This is a genomic window from Streptomyces sp. NPDC006372, assembly GCF_040612515.1.
Classification (GTDB): Bacteria; Actinomycetota; Actinomycetes; order Streptomycetales; family Streptomycetaceae; genus Streptomyces.
Genome location: NZ_JBEXQJ010000055.1, coordinates 16,814 through 33,341, shown reverse-complemented (window position 1 = coordinate 33,341; position 16,528 = coordinate 16,814). Strand labels below are relative to the sequence as shown.

Sequence of the window (16,528 nt, the reverse complement as noted above, 5' to 3'; positions counted from 1 at the left end):
GAACGAATGGGTCACCTCCACCAGCCAACTGGTCTCCGAGGTCCGGAACACGGTGGCCGGTCGGCTCGGGCGCTGCTGCGTTCTCCGGTTCTCATGTGCCGGTCGTCAGCCGCCGTGGAGCAGCGGAAGGCCTTCAGGAGCTGCTGGAGGTGCATGACCTGCCGGGGGACGAACTCGGCGATCGTGAGGCCGACGACGTCCGCCGCCCGGTCGATGCCGGCGACGACACGCCGTACCTCGGCGCCGGTGAGCCCGCCGGGTACGAGACCGAGGCCGAGTCCGATCTCGTCGCTGTCGACGGTGTCCACGTCGAAGTGGACGGCGACGCGTGAGCAGCCGGTGGCGGCCAGCCAGTCGAGCACGGGCCGGGTGGAGGACCGCAGTTGGCCGGGGCCGAACGACCGGATGCCCCAGTCGGCGACGTTCGGGAAGTCGTCCTCGGTCCACTCGTGCAGTCCCACCAGGGCCACCCGGTCCGGGGAGACGGTGGCCGGCAGCAGGCGCTGTACGTCCGGGTCGCCGTGGCCGGTCAGCGCGGCGACGGCCATCGCGTGGTAGCCGGGGTACTCGCTGTCGGGGGTGCCGATGTCGGGGTGGGAGTCGATCCAGACGACCGCGAGGTCGTCTCCGTAGCGGTGGGCGAGTTGGGCGAAGGGGGCCACGCTGGAGGAGATCGACGAGGGCCTGGACCCCCGCGGGGTCCAGGCCCTGGATGTCTGACGCCCGTGGGTGGCGGGGCGCTGCCGGGCTCAGCCCGTCGCCAGCATCCCCGACCGCAGTCGCGCCACGGTCCGGGCGATCAGGCGGGACACGTGCATCTGGGAGATGCCGAGGCGCTTGCCGATCTCCGCCTGGGTGAGCTCCTCCACGAAGCGGAGGTGGAGGATGAGGCGCTGGCGTTCGTCGAGTTCGGCGACCAGGGGGGCCAGCGCGTGGAAGTCCTCGACGAGTTCCAGGGCGGGGTCCTCCTCGCCGATGAACTCGGAGAGCGTCGAGTCGCTGTCCTCGGAGTCGCTGCTGATCGTGGCGTCCAGGGACGAGGACACGTAGCCGTTCGCCGCGACCTGGGCCTCGACGACCTCCTCCTCCGACAGGTTCATCAGCGCCGCCAGCTCCGCGACCCGCGGCGCGCGGCCGAGGCGGGAGGCCAGTTCCTCGGTGGCCTTGGCGAGTTCCGTACGCGCCTCCTGGAGGCGGCGCGGCACATGCACGGCCCAGGAGGTGTCGCGGAAGAACCGCTTGATCTCGCCGACGATGTACGGCACCGCGAAGCTGGTGAACTGGACCTCGCGGGACACCTCGAAGCGGTCGATGGCCTTGATGAGGCCGATGACGCCGACCTGGACGACGTCCTCCATCGACTGTCCGCTGCTGCGGAACCGGCGGGCCGCGAACCGCACCAGCGACATGTTCATCTCGATGAGCGTGTTGCGCGCGTACTGGTGTTCGGGTGTGCCCTCCTCCAGCACGGCGAGCCGGTCGAGGAACTGTCCGGTCAGCTCGCGCGCGTCCTGCGGGGCGAGCTTCTGCGGCTCTGCGATCTGCGGCAGGTCCTCACCGGTGGCGGTGCAGGAATCCGTCGTCGTGCCGATGCGCGTGGTCGCCGTCACGGGCCCTCCCTGGTAGTTCCGGCCCGCTCCCATCCCCCGACAGGCCACCTCCCGCCCCGTTACCCGCACTTGCCGGGCTCATGCCCCAGACTCCCCGCGCCGAGACGTAGACCACAGTCGACGCAGGTCGGGGCGGTGACGGGGTATCCGGACCAGGGATACGGAAGGGAGGTCGAGGAATGCGCAGAGCGGACAGTTGCCGTTTGACAACCATGGTCGCACAGCAACAAAGTAGCCGTGGCGGACGGGCACGGGGAAGGATCCGGAATGTTCGACCCGGGGCCACGACAGGCGGTTCAGGCAGTCCGGGTGTCGGACGCGTGGACGTCGTCGGAGTCGTCGTGTATCTGGGCCGCCGCCGCGTCGCAGAACGCCTCGAGCCCCTGGAGCAGCGCCACCCGCTTGGCGGCGGGCATCTGGTCCAGCACCGCGCGCAGGGCCTGCTCCCGGCGGGTGCGCAGGTCGGCCAGGAAGGCCCGGCCCCGGCTGCTGAGCCGCAGCCGCACCTCGCGCCGGTCCACCGCACTCACCACGCGTTCGACGAACCCGGCCGCCTGCAACCGGTCGCAGAGCCGGCTGGTCGAGGGCGGGGTGGAGGCGAGGGAGTCGGCCAGGGTCCGCAGGTTGATGCCCTCGTGGTGTTCGAGGATGAGCAGCACGCGCAGCTGGGACGCGGAGGCGGGTGCCGTCGAGGCCCGGCCCCAGAGGACCTCCAGCAACTCCGCAGCCGTAGAGGTCACACGTGCGACCTCTGCTGGCTCAGGGCGGGGTCGGAGGGAAGTCACAGTCACACTCTCGCAGGCACCGGGGTGGCCGTCAGCGTACTAGGCGCGCGGGCGGAGAGGGCCGGAGCCGGCGCGGGACCGGCCGCTGCCCACCCCGCCCGCGGCCGTGCGCGCCCGTCCCGTACCGGATGACCTGCGCTCCAGGACCCGTGCCCATGGATTCATAGACGACCGATCAGAGATAGGTGTTCTGACCGAAATGACCATGATTATGGACAGATTCGTGGCCGCCGAGCGCGCGTTGCGCACGGCGGCCCCCCACCAACTGCTGGACGCGGTCCGTCGTGTACTGACCGATCAGTACGCGGCGGACTCCGTCGAGTTGTTCCTCGCCGACTACGGACTGACGGTGCTTCAGCCGGTGTCCGTGCTTCCGCACACCCTGCAGCCGGTGCCCGTGCACAACAGCCCGGCGGGCCGGGCCTTCGGTGCGCAGCAGCCGTACCTGGAAATCCTGCGGGACGACCGCGTGCGCGCGCACCTGCCGGTCACCGTGCGCGGCGACCGGCTCGGCGTGCTGACCGTGACCCTGCCCGGCGGCGAGCACATCGACGGCTGCCTCGGCGAACTGGCCGAGATCGCCCAGGTGCTCGGGCACGAGGTGGTGGTGGCCGAGCGGGACACCGACCTCTACCTCCAGGCACGCCGCAGGGACCGGCTGACCCTCGCCGCCGAGATGCAGTGGCAGTTGCTGCCCGGCCGCTCCTGCGCCCGCCCCGAGTACGAGCTGGGCGCGCAGCTGGAGCCGGCGTACGCGATCTTCGGCGACAACTTCGACTGGTCCGCCACGGCCGACCGGCTCAGTCTCTACGTCACCAACGGCATGGGCGAGGGCATAGAGGCCTCCCTGCTGACGAACCTGGCGATCAGCGCCCTGCGCAACGCGCGCCGGGCCGGCCTGCCCATCGCCGACCAGGCGGCCCTGGCCGACCAGGCGGTGTACGCCCACTACCGGGGCCGCTGCTACCTGTCCGTGCTCATGCTCGACATCGAGCTGGCCACCGGGCGGGTCCGGGCCGTGGACGCCGGTTCCCCGCAGATGCTGAGGCTGCGCCGGGGTGCGGTGGAGCGGGTGCCCTTCGACGCCCAGCTGCCGCTCGGCATGTTCGAGGAGACCGACTACGTCGCCCAGGAGTTCCGGGTCGAGCCCGGGGACCGGCTGGTCTTCGTCAGCGACGGGGTGTACGACGTGGCCTCGCCGGGCGGGGAGGCGTACGGGGACGCCGCCCTGGCCCGGGCGATCCAGTCGACCCGGCTGCTCCCGGCCGCCGAGGTGCCCCGGGCCATCCTGCGTGAACTGACCGGCCATCGCGGCAGATCCGTCGCGGACGACGACGCCCTGGTGGTGTGTCTGGACTGGCGTGGGCGGTGAGGGACGGGGAAGGCGCAGGTCATGAGAGGTCACGAGGAATTGTTTGGTGGTGTCGCACGTCGGCACTAATGTTTGTCATACGGCAAGTAACGGCTGAGGCGCTGTGGCGCGACCTCGGTCCGGCCCGTGCAAGGGAGCGATGCAAGTGGCGGAGTCGGAAGAGAACGCGGGCCAGGAGCCGGTGGCGCAGCAGGTGAGCGCCTTCCTTGAACGGCGTCGGGAACAGATCGCCCAACGGTGGGCGGACGCGGCGCTGTTCCGCACGGTCTTCACGGTATCCCGCGACGAGGCGGTCGAGGCGGGCAGGTCCGTGGCGGCCGCGCTGGCCGCGGTGGCGGCCGCCGGGCGGCTGGAGGACATCCGCGCGTCCGGTTTCGAGGCGGTGCGCGACCAGTTGGGCCGCATGGCCGCCTCCCGCGCCCGCACGGGTATCGACCCGGACGGCGTCGCCAGGGAGGTCGCCGCGCTGCGCGAACCGGCGGCGGAGCTGCTGCGCGCCGAGTTCCCGGACCCGTACGCCCCCGAGGCCCAGGAGTGCGTGGTGGCGCTCACCGTGCTGCTGGGCACGCTGCGCCTGGTCGTGATGGAGACCACGGTCAGCGCGGGCGAGGAGCTGATCGCACGGCAGCGCGAGCAGCTGCACGAGGTGGCCACCCCGGTGATCAAGCTCTGGGAGAGCACGGTCGCCGTTCCGCTGATCGGCACGCTGGACAGCGCGCGCAGCCAGGTGGTCATGGAGAGCCTGCTGGACGCGATCGTCGCCGAGCGCGCCCGGTTCGCCATCCTCGACATCACCGGCGTACCCACGGTCGACTCGCTGGTCGCCCAGCACCTGATGAAGACAGTGGCGGCGGCCCGGCTGATGGGCGCCGAGTGCATCGTCTCCGGGATCCGGCCCGCGATCGCGCAGACCATAGTCCACCTGGGCATCGACCTCGGTACGGTGCTCACCCGCGCGAGCCTGGCGGACGCCCTGGCCTACGCGCTCAGCCGGCAGGGTGTGGCCATCTCGCCGGTCCCGGCGGCCGATGCGGGAGCGCGGTGACCGGGGCCGTGAGCAACGAGCCCGCCGGGTACGGCCCCCACGGGTACGGGCACCCGGTGGCCGGCGCCGTGGGCGGGCACGCCTTCACGGTCCCCGTCCTCAAGCTGGGCGACATCCTGCTGGTCACCCTCCAGGGGGAGTTGCACGACGGCATGGCCGAGCAGCTCCAGCAGGACCTCACGGACCGGATCGCGCACACCCGGGTGACCGGTGTGGTCATCGACATCTCCGGTGTGGAGATCGTCGACTCCTTCCTGGGGCGTGTCCTCGCCGAGATCGCCGCCGGAGCCGAACTGCTGGCCGCCCGTACGGTGCTGGCCGGGATGCGCCCGGCCGTGGCGATCACCCTGGTCGAGCTGGGCCTCACCCTGCCCGGACTGCTGACCGCCCTGGACGTCGAACGCGCGATGGAGCTGCTCACCGCCGGTGAGCGCCAGGGCGAGGGGAGTCCGTGATGCAGGCCTCGCGCCACGTGACCCCGGCCAGCCTGCCGATCGGCTCGGACGCCGACCTGGCCTGGGTGCGGCAGCAGGTCCGGCAGGCCGCCGCCGAGCTCGGCTTCGGACTGGTCCAGCAGACCAAACTGGTCACCGCCGCCAGTGAGCTGGCCCGTAACACCCTCGTCCACGGCGGGGGTGGCCATGTGGTGCTCACCCCGCTGGACACCGGGCAGTCGCACGGGCTGCGGCTGGCCTTCGTGGACGCCGGGCCCGGGATCAGGGACCTGGACCAGGCGATGACCGACGGCTACACCAGCGGCGGCGGGCTGGGTCTCGGGATGAGCGGGGCGAAACGGCTGGTCCAGGAGTTCGACGTGGAGAGCCGGCCCGGCGAGGGGACCACCGTGACCGTGACCGCGTGGGCGACCGTGGTGCCGCCGGCCCGACCGGGGGTGTGATGAGCAGGGTCTGGGACGTGCCGGTGGACGACTCGACCCGGGTGCGGGACGTCCGGGTGGCGGCCGAGGAGGCCAGCGCGAGTGCCGGGCTGGGCCCGCACCGCACGGCGACCGCTGCACTCGTGGCGACGGAGCTGGCGACCAACCTGATCCGGCACGCGGACGGCGGGCGCATGCTCATCAATCTCGTCGAGCGCGCGCACACCGGCGGCCCCCGCACGTCGGTGCAGCTCGTCTCGCTCGACCACGGCCCCGGTATCCCGGACATCGCGGTGGCGATGCGCGACGGCTACACCACCGCGTCCTCCCTGGGCGCCGGCCTCGGCACGTGCCGGCGCATAGCGAACGACTTCGATCTGCACAGCTCCCCCGGCCGGGGCACCGTGGCCATGGCCCGCATCGACCACGAACCCCCCGCCGCCCGGCCGGGGACGCCCGCGCCGGGCCCGCGCGCGGGTGGCGTCAACGTCCCGCTCGGCCGGGCGGAGCACTCCGGAGACGCCTGGAGCCACCTGAGCGACGGCAATCGGCTCACCCTCCTGCTCGCCGACGGGCTCGGTCACGGGGCCAAGGCCGCGGAGGCGTCCGACGCCGCCGTGGACGCGCTGAGCGGGGTGGCGAGCCTGCCGCCGGACGAGATCCTGCGGCACCTCGGCCGGGCCCTGCGCCCCACCCGGGGAGCGGCCGTCGCCGTCGCGCAACTCGACCTCGTGGCCGGGCGGTTGCACTTCGCCGGGATCGGCAACGTCGGTGCCCGCCTGCGCACCGACGGCACGTGGAAGCCGCTGCTGTCCCAGCCCGGCATCGTCGGCGCCCAAGCCCCGGCGTCCGTGCCCGTGCGGCGAGAGCCGTGGCAGGACGGCAGTCTCCTCGTCCTGCACAGCGACGGCCTGCCCGGCCGCTGGACGTTCCCCGACGACGCGGCACTCCTCGGCTGCGACCCGGCGCTGGTGGCCGCGGTGGTCCTCAGGGACGCGGGCAGCGCCGCTCGTCCGGTGAGCGACGACACCTGCGTGGCGGTACTGGGCGGCGGGGGCGCCGCGGCGCGTCGCCCCGGCTCAACGGGCTGAGAAGCACCAGGGTTTCGGGAACCGCCAGGGCGTGGGGCCGAGCCGTCGGTGACGCGTTCCGCGGGCATCGTCCGCCGATTCGGCGGCGGGGTTTCCGTCGATGCCATCCCGCGGCCTCAGTTCCGGGGTCTGTCATCGTCCCGCTCCCGGCGCTCACGCCCCGTCTCCGCCTCCGTCAGCCGGTCCCATCAGTCCCGTCGGTACGGGGACCCGGCGTCCTGGGCCGCGAGGAACCCCCGCAGCCCCGTGCTCAACGCCGCCCGTTCCGCCGGTTCCATCGCTGCCAGGGCCGTGGTCAGGGCCTCGGCCCGGCGGTCCGCGACATCGCCCAGGACGTGCTGTCCGTGGGTGGTGAGCCGCAGTTGCACCTCACGGCGGGTGGTCGGGTGCGGGGCGCGCTCCAGGAGGCCGGCCGCCGCGAGGCGGTCGCAGAGGCGGCTGGCGGTGGGGAGGCCGATGTCCAGCCGCTCGGCCAGGGCCGTGAGGTTCAGGCCGGGCGCCGCCTCCAGCGTGCGCAGTGCGCGCAGCTGGTGCAGGGACAGGCGCAGGGACGCGTCCTGGGCGGCGACCGACCACAGGGCCGTCAGGCTGTCCACCGCATCGGCGATCTGTGACGCGACGGCCTCCGGGCCGTCGCCCGGTCTCCTCGCCCGGTGGTCACCGGGGCCGCCGAGTTCGGTCACGAAACGGTCACTTTCCATAAGCTCCGGGTACTGCTGAGGTCGCCCTCTTTCAAAGGCTGTACCCGAAGAGCCGAGGGGCAAGCAGTCCCGTTCGCTGTCCGGCGGCGGCCGGAAGGTGCTAGCCGGCGCTCAGCTCCGTCAGTGCGGCGAGCGGCAGCGTGTGCTGCGTCTGGAGGACCTTCGCGCGCAGGTAGCGGACGTTGTGCGCGGTGGTGAAGACCCCCGTGGGGATCCGGTCGCGGACGTCGACGCCCAGGTCCCGCAACTGGTCGGCCTTGTCGGGGTTGTTGGAGAGCAGGTCCAGCTCGCCGATGCCGAGGGCCCGCAGCATCTGGGCCGCCGCCGTGTAGTCCCGGGCGTCCTCCGGCAGCCCCAGGGCCGCGTTCGCCTCGTACGTGTCGAGGCCCTCGTCCTGGAGGGCGTACGCGTCGAGCTTGTTGTAGAGACCGATGCCCCGGCCCTCCTGGCGGAGGTAGAGCAGCACGCCGCCGCGGTCGGCGATGCGCTCGACGGCCTCGCGCAGCTGCGGACCGCAGTCGCAGCGGGCCGAGCCGAACACGTCCCCGGTCAGGCACTCGGAGTGCAGCCGCACCAGCGGAACCGGGCCGGGCTCGCCCAGGACGACGGCCACGTGCTCCTGGCCGTCGGCCAGCCCGTGGAAGGTGACGACTTCGGCGTCGGCCTGGTAGCCGTCGTGGAAGCGCAGCGGGACCCGGACACGGGAGCGCGGGGTGGCGACGACGGTGGGGGTGTCGGGCATGCGGGGCCTCCGGGTTCCGTTCCTGTTCGGCTGCACAGCCGTCTGCTGGACTGCTTCAGATTTGAAGCAGATCCACGATCGGAACCCTACTCTTGCTTAAAATTTGAAGCAATGATGCCCGAGGGGGTGTGACGCGCCTCACGAACAGGCCGTCGACGACCTCCGTCGCCACGGCACGTCGTCCGACGCCGGCCGTGCCCCGTCCTCCTGGAGCCCCTGCGCGATCGCCGAGGCGATCTCCTCCAGCTGCCCCACCTGCTCCTCGCTGAGCCGGTCGAACAGGAAGCTCCGCACCGTCTCGACGTGCCCGGGCGCGGCGCGCTCCAGAACGGCGAAGCCCTCGTCGGTCAGGGCCGCGATGCTCCCCCGTTTGTCGTACCGGCAGGCCTCGCGCCGCAGCATGCCGTCCTTCTCCAGCCGCGTCACCGCGTACGTCAGCCGACTGCGCGTGATCTTCAGCCGCTCGGCGAGATCGGTCATGCGCAGCCGCCGCTCCGGGGACTCGGACAGGACGGACAGGATGGAGTAGTACAGGTGGGGCATGCCGGCGTCCTGCTGGAGCTGCCGGTCGATCGCGTCCTCCAGGAGCAGCGAGGCGGCGATGTACGCGCGCCAGGCGCGTTGCTCCTCGGGGGTGAGCCAGCGATTCGTCATGCCACCAGTGTAGGTTTGTTTCAAACTTGAACCAAGCCCGTCCCGTCAGTCCGCCGTCCCAACGAGCCGGGAGCGTCGATGCCCCACCCGTACGTCCTGCTGTCCGCCGCCGTCTCCCTCGACGGCTACCTGGACGACACCGGCCCCGAACGCCTGCTCCTGTCCAGCCCGGCCGACTTCGACCGGGTCGACGAGGTCCGGGCCTCCGTCGACGCCATCCTGGTCGGCGCGGGAACCATCCGTGCCGACAACCCCCGTCTGCTGGTCAACTCACCCGTGCGGCGCGCCGCCCGCACAGCGGCCGGCCTGCCGGAATACCCCTTGAAGGTCACCGTCAGCGGCACCGGCGACCTCGACCCGGCGGCACGGTTCTGGCACACCGGCGGCGAGAAGGTCCTCTACACCACCGACGAGGGCGCCGAACGCGCCCGTGCCCTCGGCCTCGCCGCCGACGTCGTCCCCCTCGGCGCCGGCCTCGACTGGCGGCGGCTCCTCACCCACCTGCACGACGAACGAGGGGTGCGCCGGCTCATGGTCGAGGGCGGCGGCCTGATCCACACCCAGCTGCTCACCCAGGGCCTCGCCGACGAACTCCAACTGGTCCTCGCCCCGCTCTTCGTGGGCGACCCCGCCGCCCCCCGCCTCTTCGGGCCGGGCGGCTACCAGTCCGGCCGGCTCCGGCTGCTGGAGACCCGGCGGATCGAGGACGTGGTCCTCATGCGCTACGAGCCGACCGAGCCGGGCACCGGGTCCCTCCCCACCGCCGCCGACCGCCGCTGGCTCGCCCTCGCCTGCGAACTGGCCGCACAGTGTCCACCGTCGGACACGGCGTTCAGTGTCGGCGCGGTGGTGGTCGCGGCCGACGGTACGGAACTGGCCCGGGGCCACTCCCGTGAGGGCGGCGACCCGGTCGTGCACGCGGAGGAGGCGGCCCTGGCGAAGACCGACCCGGCCGACCCGAGGCTCGCCGGCGCGACGGTCTACAGCAGCCTGGAACCCTGCGCCCGCCGGGCCTCCCGGCCCGCGCCCTGTGCCCGGCTGATCCTCGACGCGGGCGTACGGCGGGTCGTCACGGCCTGGCGCGAGCCGGACACTTTCGTGGCGGGGGCCGACGGCAGCGGCGTCCTGGCGGACGGGGGAGCGGAGGTCGTCGTCCTTGCTGAGTACGAGGGACCGGCGAAGGCTCCGAACCGCCACCTGCTGAGCTGAACCGGTGGGTGTGTGCGAGCTGTCCCGCTGATGGCGTACACTGGTGACACAACGACGCGGGGTGGAGCAGCTCGGTAGCTCGCTGGGCTCATAACCCAGAGGTCGCAGGTTCAAATCCTGTCCCCGCTACTGAAGGCCGAGGGCCGGAATCCGAAAGGGTTCCGGCCCTCGGTTCATGTCGGGCCCTCATCCTCACGGACAGTGAGTGAATCGCCCCGCTCCGCAGTACAACTGACGCTCCGTCAAAACCCGTGAGTCACTTGCGGAGCGGTCAACTCGCCCGATTTAAGCCGGTCATGCCAGGTAAGTCCGCGCGAAAAAGGTTAATGATCAAGCGGAATCGCTGGAATACCCACCGCGCCTCCATTAACGTTCGATAACGCAGCGCGGTCGTCCCAGCCGTCACAGAAGGCGGCTCCGTGCGCACGCGCCGAATCCCGAAAGGGAACCGGGGAACCACCACTTGGGGTGAATCGGGCGGATGCCGCCGTGGAAGCACGGTCGGTATACGCGCGTAGGAGACCTTCCTGCTCCGAACCCGTCAGCTAACCCGGTAGGCGAGAAGGAAGGAAAGGAGTACGCCCACGTGGCGTCCAACCGGCCTGCCCCCGCGGCCCCGTCCCCGCGCGACCAGCACGACACCGAGACCTTCGGCTTCGGCGGTCACCGCACCGACGAGGGCCCGTTCCAGGAATGGAACCCCACCGCGGAGTCCATCCGTCCCGTCCGTGGCCGGCATCGCGTCACCAAGCAGCGCGGCGGAGGGCTCGCCCGCAGCTCCACCGTCCTGGGCGTCGGCGTCATAGCCGCCGTGGGCGCGGGCGGCATCGCCAGCGCCCAGACCGGCAAGCCGCCGGTGTCGATCTCCGTGCCGGACCTGCCCTCGGTGGGTTCCCTCATCTCGGACGACGACACCCCCGAAGGCTCCTCCACCCCGCTCAGCGACCTCGCCACGGCGTCCGCCGACACCGACCAGGGCGGCTCCGGCGCGGGCGAGGCGCTGCGCGCCCGGATCATGGCCCAGGTCGAGCGCCAGCAGGAGCAGATCGAGACCAAGGCCGCACAGGACGCCGCGAAGGCCGCCGAGAAGGCGGCCGCGGAAGCCGCCGCCAAGGCGGAGCAGGAAGCCAAGGCCAAGGCCGCCGAAGCCAAGAAGAAGGCGGAGGAGGAGGCCCGGAAGAAGGCCGAGGCCGAGCGGCTCGCCGCCCTCGCCAAGCAGTTCACGCTGCCGACCTCCTCGTACACCCTCACCTCCACCTTCGGCCAGGCCGGCGCCTACTGGTCCTCCGGCTACCACACGGGCCTGGACTTCGCCGCGCCCACGGGTACCCCGATCAAGGCGGTGCACAGCGGCACCATCACCGAGGCCGGCTGGAACGGCTCCTACGGCTACAAGACGGTCCTGACCCTCGATGACGGCACGGAGATCTGGTACGCCCACCAGTCGTCCATCGGCGTCAGCGTCGGGCAGAAGGTCAGCACGGGCGACGTCATCGGCCGCGTGGGCGCCACCGGCAACGTCACCGGCGCGCACCTGCACCTCGAGGTCCACTCCGGTGGTTCGTCGAGCGGCATCGACCCGATGGCGTGGCTGCGGGGCAAGGGCCTCACTCCCTGAGCCTCGCTCCTGGAGTCTCCTGAGCCTCACCTTCCGGGCGGTGCACGCCAGTTGAAGCACCGGCGGTCCTGACGACGACCCCCCGACGTCCGGACCGCCGGTTCTCGTTTACAAGACTTTTGCGTCCACGGCGGAATGAGCCACTCCGTCACGGCCGTTGACGTGGAGCATGACTTCTCTTCGCAAGCTCGGCTCCTCCGACCTCGAGGTCTTCCCGCTCGCCCTCGGCGGCAACGTCTTCGGCTGGACCGCCGACGAGGACCGGTCCTTCGCCGTCCTCGACGCCTATACCGCCGCCGGCGGCAACTTCGTCGACAGCGCCGACGTCTACTCGGCGTGGGTCGACGGCAACCAGGGCGGCGAGTCCGAGACCATACTCGGCAAGTGGCTCGAGGCGCGCGGCAACCGCTCCGACGTGGTCGTCGCCACGAAGGTCAGCCAGCACCCCGAGTTCCAGGGCCTGTCCGCAGCCAACATCAAGGCCGCCGCCGACGCCTCCCTGCGGCGCCTGCGCACCGACTACATCGACCTCTACTACACCCACTTCGACCAGCCCGACGTGCCGGTCGAGGAGATCATCGGCGCGCTCGACGAACTCGTGAAGGTCGGCAAGGTGCGGCACATCGCCGCCTCCAACATCTCCGCCGAGCGGCTGCGGGCGTCCCTGGAGTTCTCCGACCGCGAGGGCCTCGCCCGGTACGTGGCTCTCCAGCCGCACTACAACCTGGTCTCCCGCGACACCTACGAGGGTGAGCTCCAGGACCTCGCCGAGCAGGCCGGTCTCGCGGCCGTCCCCTACTACGCGCTCGCGTCCGGCTTCCTCACGGGCAAGTACCGGCCCGGCACGACGGTCGAGAGCGCGCGGGCGGGCGGTGCCGCCAAGCACCTGGAGACCGAGCGGGGCCGGCGTGTCCTCGACGCCCTCGACGAGATCGCCGCGGCCCATGACGCCCCCGTCGCCACGGTCGCCCTGGCCTGGCTCGCCGCCCAGCCCACGGTGGCGGCGCCGATCGCCTCCGCGCGGACGGTGGAGCAGCTGCCCGCGCTGGTGGGCGTCGGGGAGCTGACCCTGACGGAGGGGGAGGTGCGGCGGCTCACCGAGGCTTCCGCCTGAGACCCGAACCCCGGGCCGTACTCCGCGTCCTGCCGGCTACGACCGGTACGGGTTGTACGCGGGGTACGGCATCGGGTGGCCGTACCCGTACGCCCCGTGCACCGGCCAGGGCGGTGCCGTCACCGGGACCGGAGGGGCCGTGATCCGTGCCGCGTGGTCCAGCGCGGGGCGGGCGGCCTCCCGGCGCCGCCACAGCTCGTCGAGCAGTTCCCGTTCCCGGACGGCGAAGTCGCCGCCGGCGCGGCCCCGGCGGCCCCGGTGCCGCAGGAACGCCAGGGACGTCGCGTATCCCTCGTACTGGGCCACCGACCGTGCCGCCGCCTTCCCCGCGTGGCGGCGGGCGTACTGGCGGGCGATCCGCCGGGCCCGCATCGAGCCGAGCGCGTACGGCTCCGCCGGGGTCAGCCACCCGGCCACGGCGTACGCGGGCAGTTCCGTCTGTACGGTCCGCAGCTCCCGCTGCCGTGTCCAGACCACCAGCCACGTCAGCAGCCCGAAGATGGGCACCATGAACGCCGCGTACACCGCGAAGAACCCGTACTCACCGAACGCGGACGAGCCGTTCCACATCGCGTGCATGCCCATCGCGAGCAGCAGCCCGGAGAGCGGGAAGGCGATCCGGCGGATGTGCTGGCCGTCCGCCGCGAGCGCGGCGATGCCGAAGCCGATGCCGGTCAGGACGGTGAAGAGCGGGTGCGCGAACGGCGACATGATGATGCGCACGAAGAAGGTCGCCGCCGTGACGGAAGCGATGCCGCTGTGGCCGGTGAGCTGGTCGGTGCCGAAGGCCATGCCCAGGTAGAGGATGTTCTCCGTGAACGCGAAGCCGGTCGCGGTGACACCGGCCACCACGACCCCGTCGACGATCCCGGTGAAGTCGCGGCGCCGGAAGAGGAAGACCAGCAGGACGGCCGCCGCCTTGGCCGTCTCCTCCACCACCGGCGCTATCACGGTCGCTCCGAGGGTGTCGGCGCTGGAGGGATCCGCGGTCGCCGTCGCTATCCATCTGGTCGCGAAGCTGTTGGCGACGATCGCTATCAGCGCCGCCGCGCAGGCGCCCCAGGCGAAACAGAACAGCAGGTTCCGCCAAGGGCCCGGTTCGACCCGGTCCAGCCACCGGAACGTGGCGATGAGCAGCGGGACCGGGAGGGTGGCCAGTCCGAGCCCCACCAGGAAGCCTTCCGTGCCCGTCTCCTCGCGGACCAGGGCGAGGATCACCAGGCCGGAGATCGCGAGGAGCGTCGTCAGGGCGCCGTAGCGCACCCAGGTGCGCTGCCACCAGTGGGCGTGCCGCAGGGGGCCGCCGGGGTGCGACGGGAACGGGGGGCTGGTGGCCACGGCTTCGACCCTAACGACGGATGGGCGCTGTCCGCAGGCGGGAGATGCGGTGCGGGTGCGGTCAGGCGCCGGCGGGGGGTTGCTCCACGTGCTGTACGCGACGGAAGAGGAGGTCGTTCACGACATGTCCCTTGTCCAGTCCCTGGCCCTCGAAACGGGTCAGGGGGCGGAAGTCGGGACGCGGCGCGAAACCTCCGTCCGCCTGCGTGTTCTCGAAGTCGGGGTGTGCCGTGAGTACCTCGAGCATCTGTTCGGCGTACGGTTCCCAGTCGGTCGCGCAGTGCATGATCCCGCCGGGCCTGATGCGGCTTGCGGCGAGGCTCAGGAAGTCGGGCTGGATGAGCCTGCGCTTGTGGTGCCGCTTCTTGGGCCACGGGTCGGGGAAGAAGACGCGGAGGCCGTCGAGGGAGTCCGGGGCGAGCATCTCGCGGAGCAGGATGATCGCGTCGCCGTTGCCGACCCGGATGTTGGACAGGCCGTCCCGGTCGGCGAGATTGAGCAGGTTGCCCTGGCCGGGGGTGTGGACGTCGACGGCGAGGATGTCGGTGCCGGGGTCGGCGGCGGCCATCCGGGCGGTGGCCTCGCCCATGCCGAAGCCGATCTCCAGGACGACGGGGTTGTCGTTGCCGAACAGTTCGGCGAGGTCGAGGGTCCGGCTGCCGTCGATGTCGAGGCCCCACTTGGGCCACAGCCGCTGGAGCGCGTCGGCCTGCCCGGCGGTCACCCGACTCCGCCGCGGCTGAAAACTCCGGATCCGCCGCTCGAAGTGCGACCCGGCGGGGTCGGCCTTCGGCCCATCGGGAAAACGCGGCTCTCCCTTGACCCGGGTATGCCGAACGGACACACCGGGCACGTGCTGCGGGTGCTCACCGCCGGGGGTGGACGGAAAACTTTCGGGGGTATTAACGGAGTCAGACACAGTGCCCCCGATTTTACGGTGATGCACCTGGCTGCGGGCAGTCGTGCCGCTGGGGCGATGGGGGTCCCCCCTGCTCGAGCGAAGCCGAGAGCTTGGGGGAGGGTGGGCGCAGGCGGTACCCCGCAGCGCCGGGCTGCGCAACCCCCCGCGCCCAGCAACAACCCCGAGCACCCCACGCCTCACAGCACCCCCAACGCCCGCCGAGCCACCTCCCTGCCGATCGGCAAAGAAGCCGTAGCCGCAGGAGACGGCGCATTGAGCACATGCACCGTCCGCCCCCCCTCCCGGATCAAGAAGTCATCCACCAGCGTCCCGTCCCGCAACACCGCCTGCGCCCGCACCCCCGCCCCGGTAGGCACCAGATCCCCCTCCGACACCCCGGGCAACAACCTCCGCACCGCCTCCGCGAACGCCCCCTTGGACAGCGACCGCCGCATCTCCCCGGCCCCGTACCGCCAGTGCCGGCGGGCGATCCGCCAGGAGCCCGGCCAGGTCAGCGTCGCCCCCAGCTCCCCCCACCGCACCGTGCCCCACCCGTACCCCTCCCGAGCCAGCGCCGGCACCGCGTTGGGACCGACGTGCACACCCCCGTCGATCCCGCGGGTGAGATGCACCCCGAGGAACGGGAACGCCGGGTCGGGCACGGGATACACCAGTCCCCGCACGAGCTCCGGCCGGGCCAGTTCGTAGTACTCGCCGCGGAACGGCACGATCCGGACGTCCGGGTCGTCCCCGGTCAGCCGGGCGATCTCGTCGGAGTACAGCCCCGCGCAGTTCACCAGCACCCGGCCCCGCACGACGTCGCCGGAAGCCGTGAGCACGGCGACCCCCCGCTCGGGCCGGCGGTCGATGCGGACGACCCGCGCGCCGTAGCGGATCTCCGCCCCCGAGCCGTGGGCCAGCTGCCGCGCGACGGCGACGAAGTCGCAGATGCCGGTCGTACCGACGTGTATCGCCGCCAGGCCCCGCACCTCCGGCTCGTACTCCATGATCTGGGACGGGCCCAGCTCGCGCACCGGGATGCCGTTCTCCCGGCCGCGCTGCACGAGGGCGTGCAGACGGGGCAGCTCGGAACGGTCGGTCGCGACGATCAGCTTGCCGGTGACGGCGTGCGGGATGCCGTACTCGGCGCAGAACTTGACCATCTCGGCGGCGCCCCGCACCGCGTAGCGGGCCTTCAGGGAGCCGGGGCGGTAGTAGATGCCGCTGTGGATGACGCCGCTGTTGCGGCCGGTCTGGTGCCGGGCCGGGCCTGGTTCCTTCTCCAGGACGGTGACCCGTGTGCCTGGTGCGGCGCGTGTGATCGCATACGCCGTCGACAGCCCGACGATCCCCCCGCCGATCACCAGCACGTCACAGTCGTACGCGGCCCGCACCAGCACCACCTCCCGCTACCGATAGTGCACTGCACCACTGACAGCACGTTCAAACGCCGAGCTCAGTGTCGCCCCAA

The 16,528-nt window shown here is 71.9% G+C and carries 17 protein-coding genes, 1 tRNA gene and 1 riboswitch; of the genes, 9 read left to right on the top strand and 9 right to left on the bottom strand.

The annotated features are described in order from the left end of the window. Window positions 1-11 precede the first annotated feature (11 nt). The 3 genes from ABZ016_RS40635 to ABZ016_RS40625 form a co-directional block, all read right to left on the bottom strand. A complete protein-coding gene (locus ABZ016_RS40635) occupies window positions 12-662 on the bottom strand; it encodes an arginase family protein (protein WP_356921804.1) in 651 nt (216 codons plus the stop codon). Between the two features lie 87 nt (window positions 663-749). After that, a complete protein-coding gene (locus tag ABZ016_RS40630) occupies window positions 750-1,610 on the bottom strand; it encodes an RNA polymerase sigma factor SigF (RefSeq protein WP_356921803.1) in 861 nt (286 codons plus the stop codon). 296 nt (window positions 1,611-1,906) lie between these two features. Beyond that, window positions 1,907-2,401 (bottom strand): MarR family transcriptional regulator, encoded by a 495-nt coding sequence (locus ABZ016_RS40625; RefSeq protein ID WP_356921802.1) that lies wholly within the window; start codon window positions 2,399-2,401, stop codon window positions 1,907-1,909. Window positions 2,402-2,606: 205 nt separating this feature from the next. On the opposite strand from ABZ016_RS40625, the gene ABZ016_RS40620 reads away from it, so the two are divergent. The 5 genes from ABZ016_RS40620 to ABZ016_RS40600 all read left to right on the top strand — a co-directional run bounded on the left by ABZ016_RS40620 (window position 2,607) and on the right by ABZ016_RS40600 (window position 6,780). Then, window positions 2,607-3,767 (top strand): PP2C family protein-serine/threonine phosphatase, encoded by a 1,161-nt coding sequence (locus ABZ016_RS40620; protein WP_356921801.1) that lies wholly within the window; start codon window positions 2,607-2,609, stop codon window positions 3,765-3,767. 139 nt (window positions 3,768-3,906) lie between these two features. Beyond that, on the top strand, window positions 3,907-4,812 hold the full coding sequence (locus tag ABZ016_RS40615) for an STAS domain-containing protein (protein ID WP_356921800.1): 906 nt from the start codon (window positions 3,907-3,909) through the stop codon (window positions 4,810-4,812). Between the two features lie 56 nt (window positions 4,813-4,868). Continuing rightward, window positions 4,869-5,267 carry an STAS domain-containing protein gene (locus ABZ016_RS40610; RefSeq protein ID WP_356921806.1) on the top strand — a complete coding sequence of 133 codons (399 nt, stop codon included), beginning with the start codon at window positions 4,869-4,871 and terminating at the stop codon, window positions 5,265-5,267. Then, on the top strand, window positions 5,267-5,710 hold the full coding sequence (locus tag ABZ016_RS40605; RefSeq protein ID WP_356921799.1) for an anti-sigma regulatory factor: 444 nt from the start codon (window positions 5,267-5,269) through the stop codon (window positions 5,708-5,710). Before ABZ016_RS40610 ends, ABZ016_RS40605 begins: the two co-directional genes overlap by 1 nt. Further along, complete coding sequence (locus ABZ016_RS40600) at window positions 5,710-6,780, top strand: ATP-binding SpoIIE family protein phosphatase (protein ID WP_356921798.1); 1,071 nt, start codon at window positions 5,710-5,712, stop codon at window positions 6,778-6,780. Before ABZ016_RS40605 ends, ABZ016_RS40600 begins: the two co-directional genes overlap by 1 nt. A gap of 188 nt (window positions 6,781-6,968) precedes the next feature. Here the strand turns inward: ABZ016_RS40600 and ABZ016_RS40595 are convergent, their stop codons facing one another. The 3 genes from ABZ016_RS40595 to ABZ016_RS40585 form a co-directional block, all read right to left on the bottom strand. Beyond that, the gene (locus tag ABZ016_RS40595; RefSeq protein ID WP_356921797.1) at window positions 6,969-7,481 is read right to left on the bottom strand and encodes a MarR family transcriptional regulator; all 513 of its coding nucleotides are present in this window, start codon (window positions 7,479-7,481) and stop codon (window positions 6,969-6,971) included. Window positions 7,482-7,581: 100 nt separating this feature from the next. Next, the gene (gene ribA, locus ABZ016_RS40590; RefSeq protein WP_356921796.1) at window positions 7,582-8,223 is read right to left on the bottom strand and encodes a GTP cyclohydrolase II; all 642 of its coding nucleotides are present in this window, start codon (window positions 8,221-8,223) and stop codon (window positions 7,582-7,584) included. A 138-nt stretch (window positions 8,224-8,361) separates the two neighbouring features. Then, window positions 8,362-8,877 carry a MarR family transcriptional regulator gene (locus ABZ016_RS40585; RefSeq protein ID WP_356921795.1) on the bottom strand — a complete coding sequence of 172 codons (516 nt, stop codon included), beginning with the start codon at window positions 8,875-8,877 and terminating at the stop codon, window positions 8,362-8,364. A 78-nt stretch (window positions 8,878-8,955) separates the two neighbouring features. On the opposite strand from ABZ016_RS40585, the gene ABZ016_RS40580 reads away from it, so the two are divergent. The 4 genes from ABZ016_RS40580 (at window position 8,956) to ABZ016_RS40565 (ending at window position 12,818) form a co-directional block, all read left to right on the top strand. Beyond that, entirely contained in the window at window positions 8,956-10,086 is a 1,131-nt protein-coding gene (locus tag ABZ016_RS40580; protein WP_356921794.1) for a dihydrofolate reductase family protein, read from the top strand. A gap of 55 nt (window positions 10,087-10,141) precedes the next feature. Next, window positions 10,142-10,215 (top strand) — tRNA-Met (locus ABZ016_RS40575). A 289-nt stretch (window positions 10,216-10,504) separates the two neighbouring features. Beyond that, window positions 10,505-10,661, top strand: a riboswitch (cyclic di-AMP (ydaO/yuaA leader). 11 nt (window positions 10,662-10,672) lie between these two features. Then, entirely contained in the window at window positions 10,673-11,704 is a 1,032-nt protein-coding gene (locus tag ABZ016_RS40570) for a M23 family metallopeptidase (RefSeq protein ID WP_356921793.1), read from the top strand. Between the two features lie 169 nt (window positions 11,705-11,873). Beyond that, window positions 11,874-12,818, top strand: a complete 945-nt coding sequence (locus ABZ016_RS40565) for an aldo/keto reductase (protein ID WP_356921792.1) — start codon at window positions 11,874-11,876, stop codon at window positions 12,816-12,818. Between the two features lie 36 nt (window positions 12,819-12,854). Here the strand turns inward: ABZ016_RS40565 and ABZ016_RS40560 are convergent, their stop codons facing one another. The 3 genes from ABZ016_RS40560 to lhgO all read right to left on the bottom strand — a co-directional run bounded on the left by ABZ016_RS40560 (window position 12,855) and on the right by lhgO (window position 16,460). After that, entirely contained in the window at window positions 12,855-14,156 is a 1,302-nt protein-coding gene (locus ABZ016_RS40560; RefSeq protein ID WP_356921791.1) for a PrsW family intramembrane metalloprotease, read from the bottom strand. 61 nt (window positions 14,157-14,217) lie between these two features. Next, window positions 14,218-15,075, bottom strand: coding sequence for a tRNA (guanosine(46)-N7)-methyltransferase TrmB (trmB, locus tag ABZ016_RS40555; RefSeq protein WP_356921790.1), 858 nt, complete (start codon window positions 15,073-15,075; stop codon window positions 14,218-14,220). Window positions 15,076-15,254: 179 nt separating this feature from the next. Further along, the gene (gene lhgO, locus ABZ016_RS40550; RefSeq protein ID WP_356921789.1) at window positions 15,255-16,460 is read right to left on the bottom strand and encodes an L-2-hydroxyglutarate oxidase; all 1,206 of its coding nucleotides are present in this window, start codon (window positions 16,458-16,460) and stop codon (window positions 15,255-15,257) included. Window positions 16,461-16,528 lie beyond the last annotated feature (68 nt).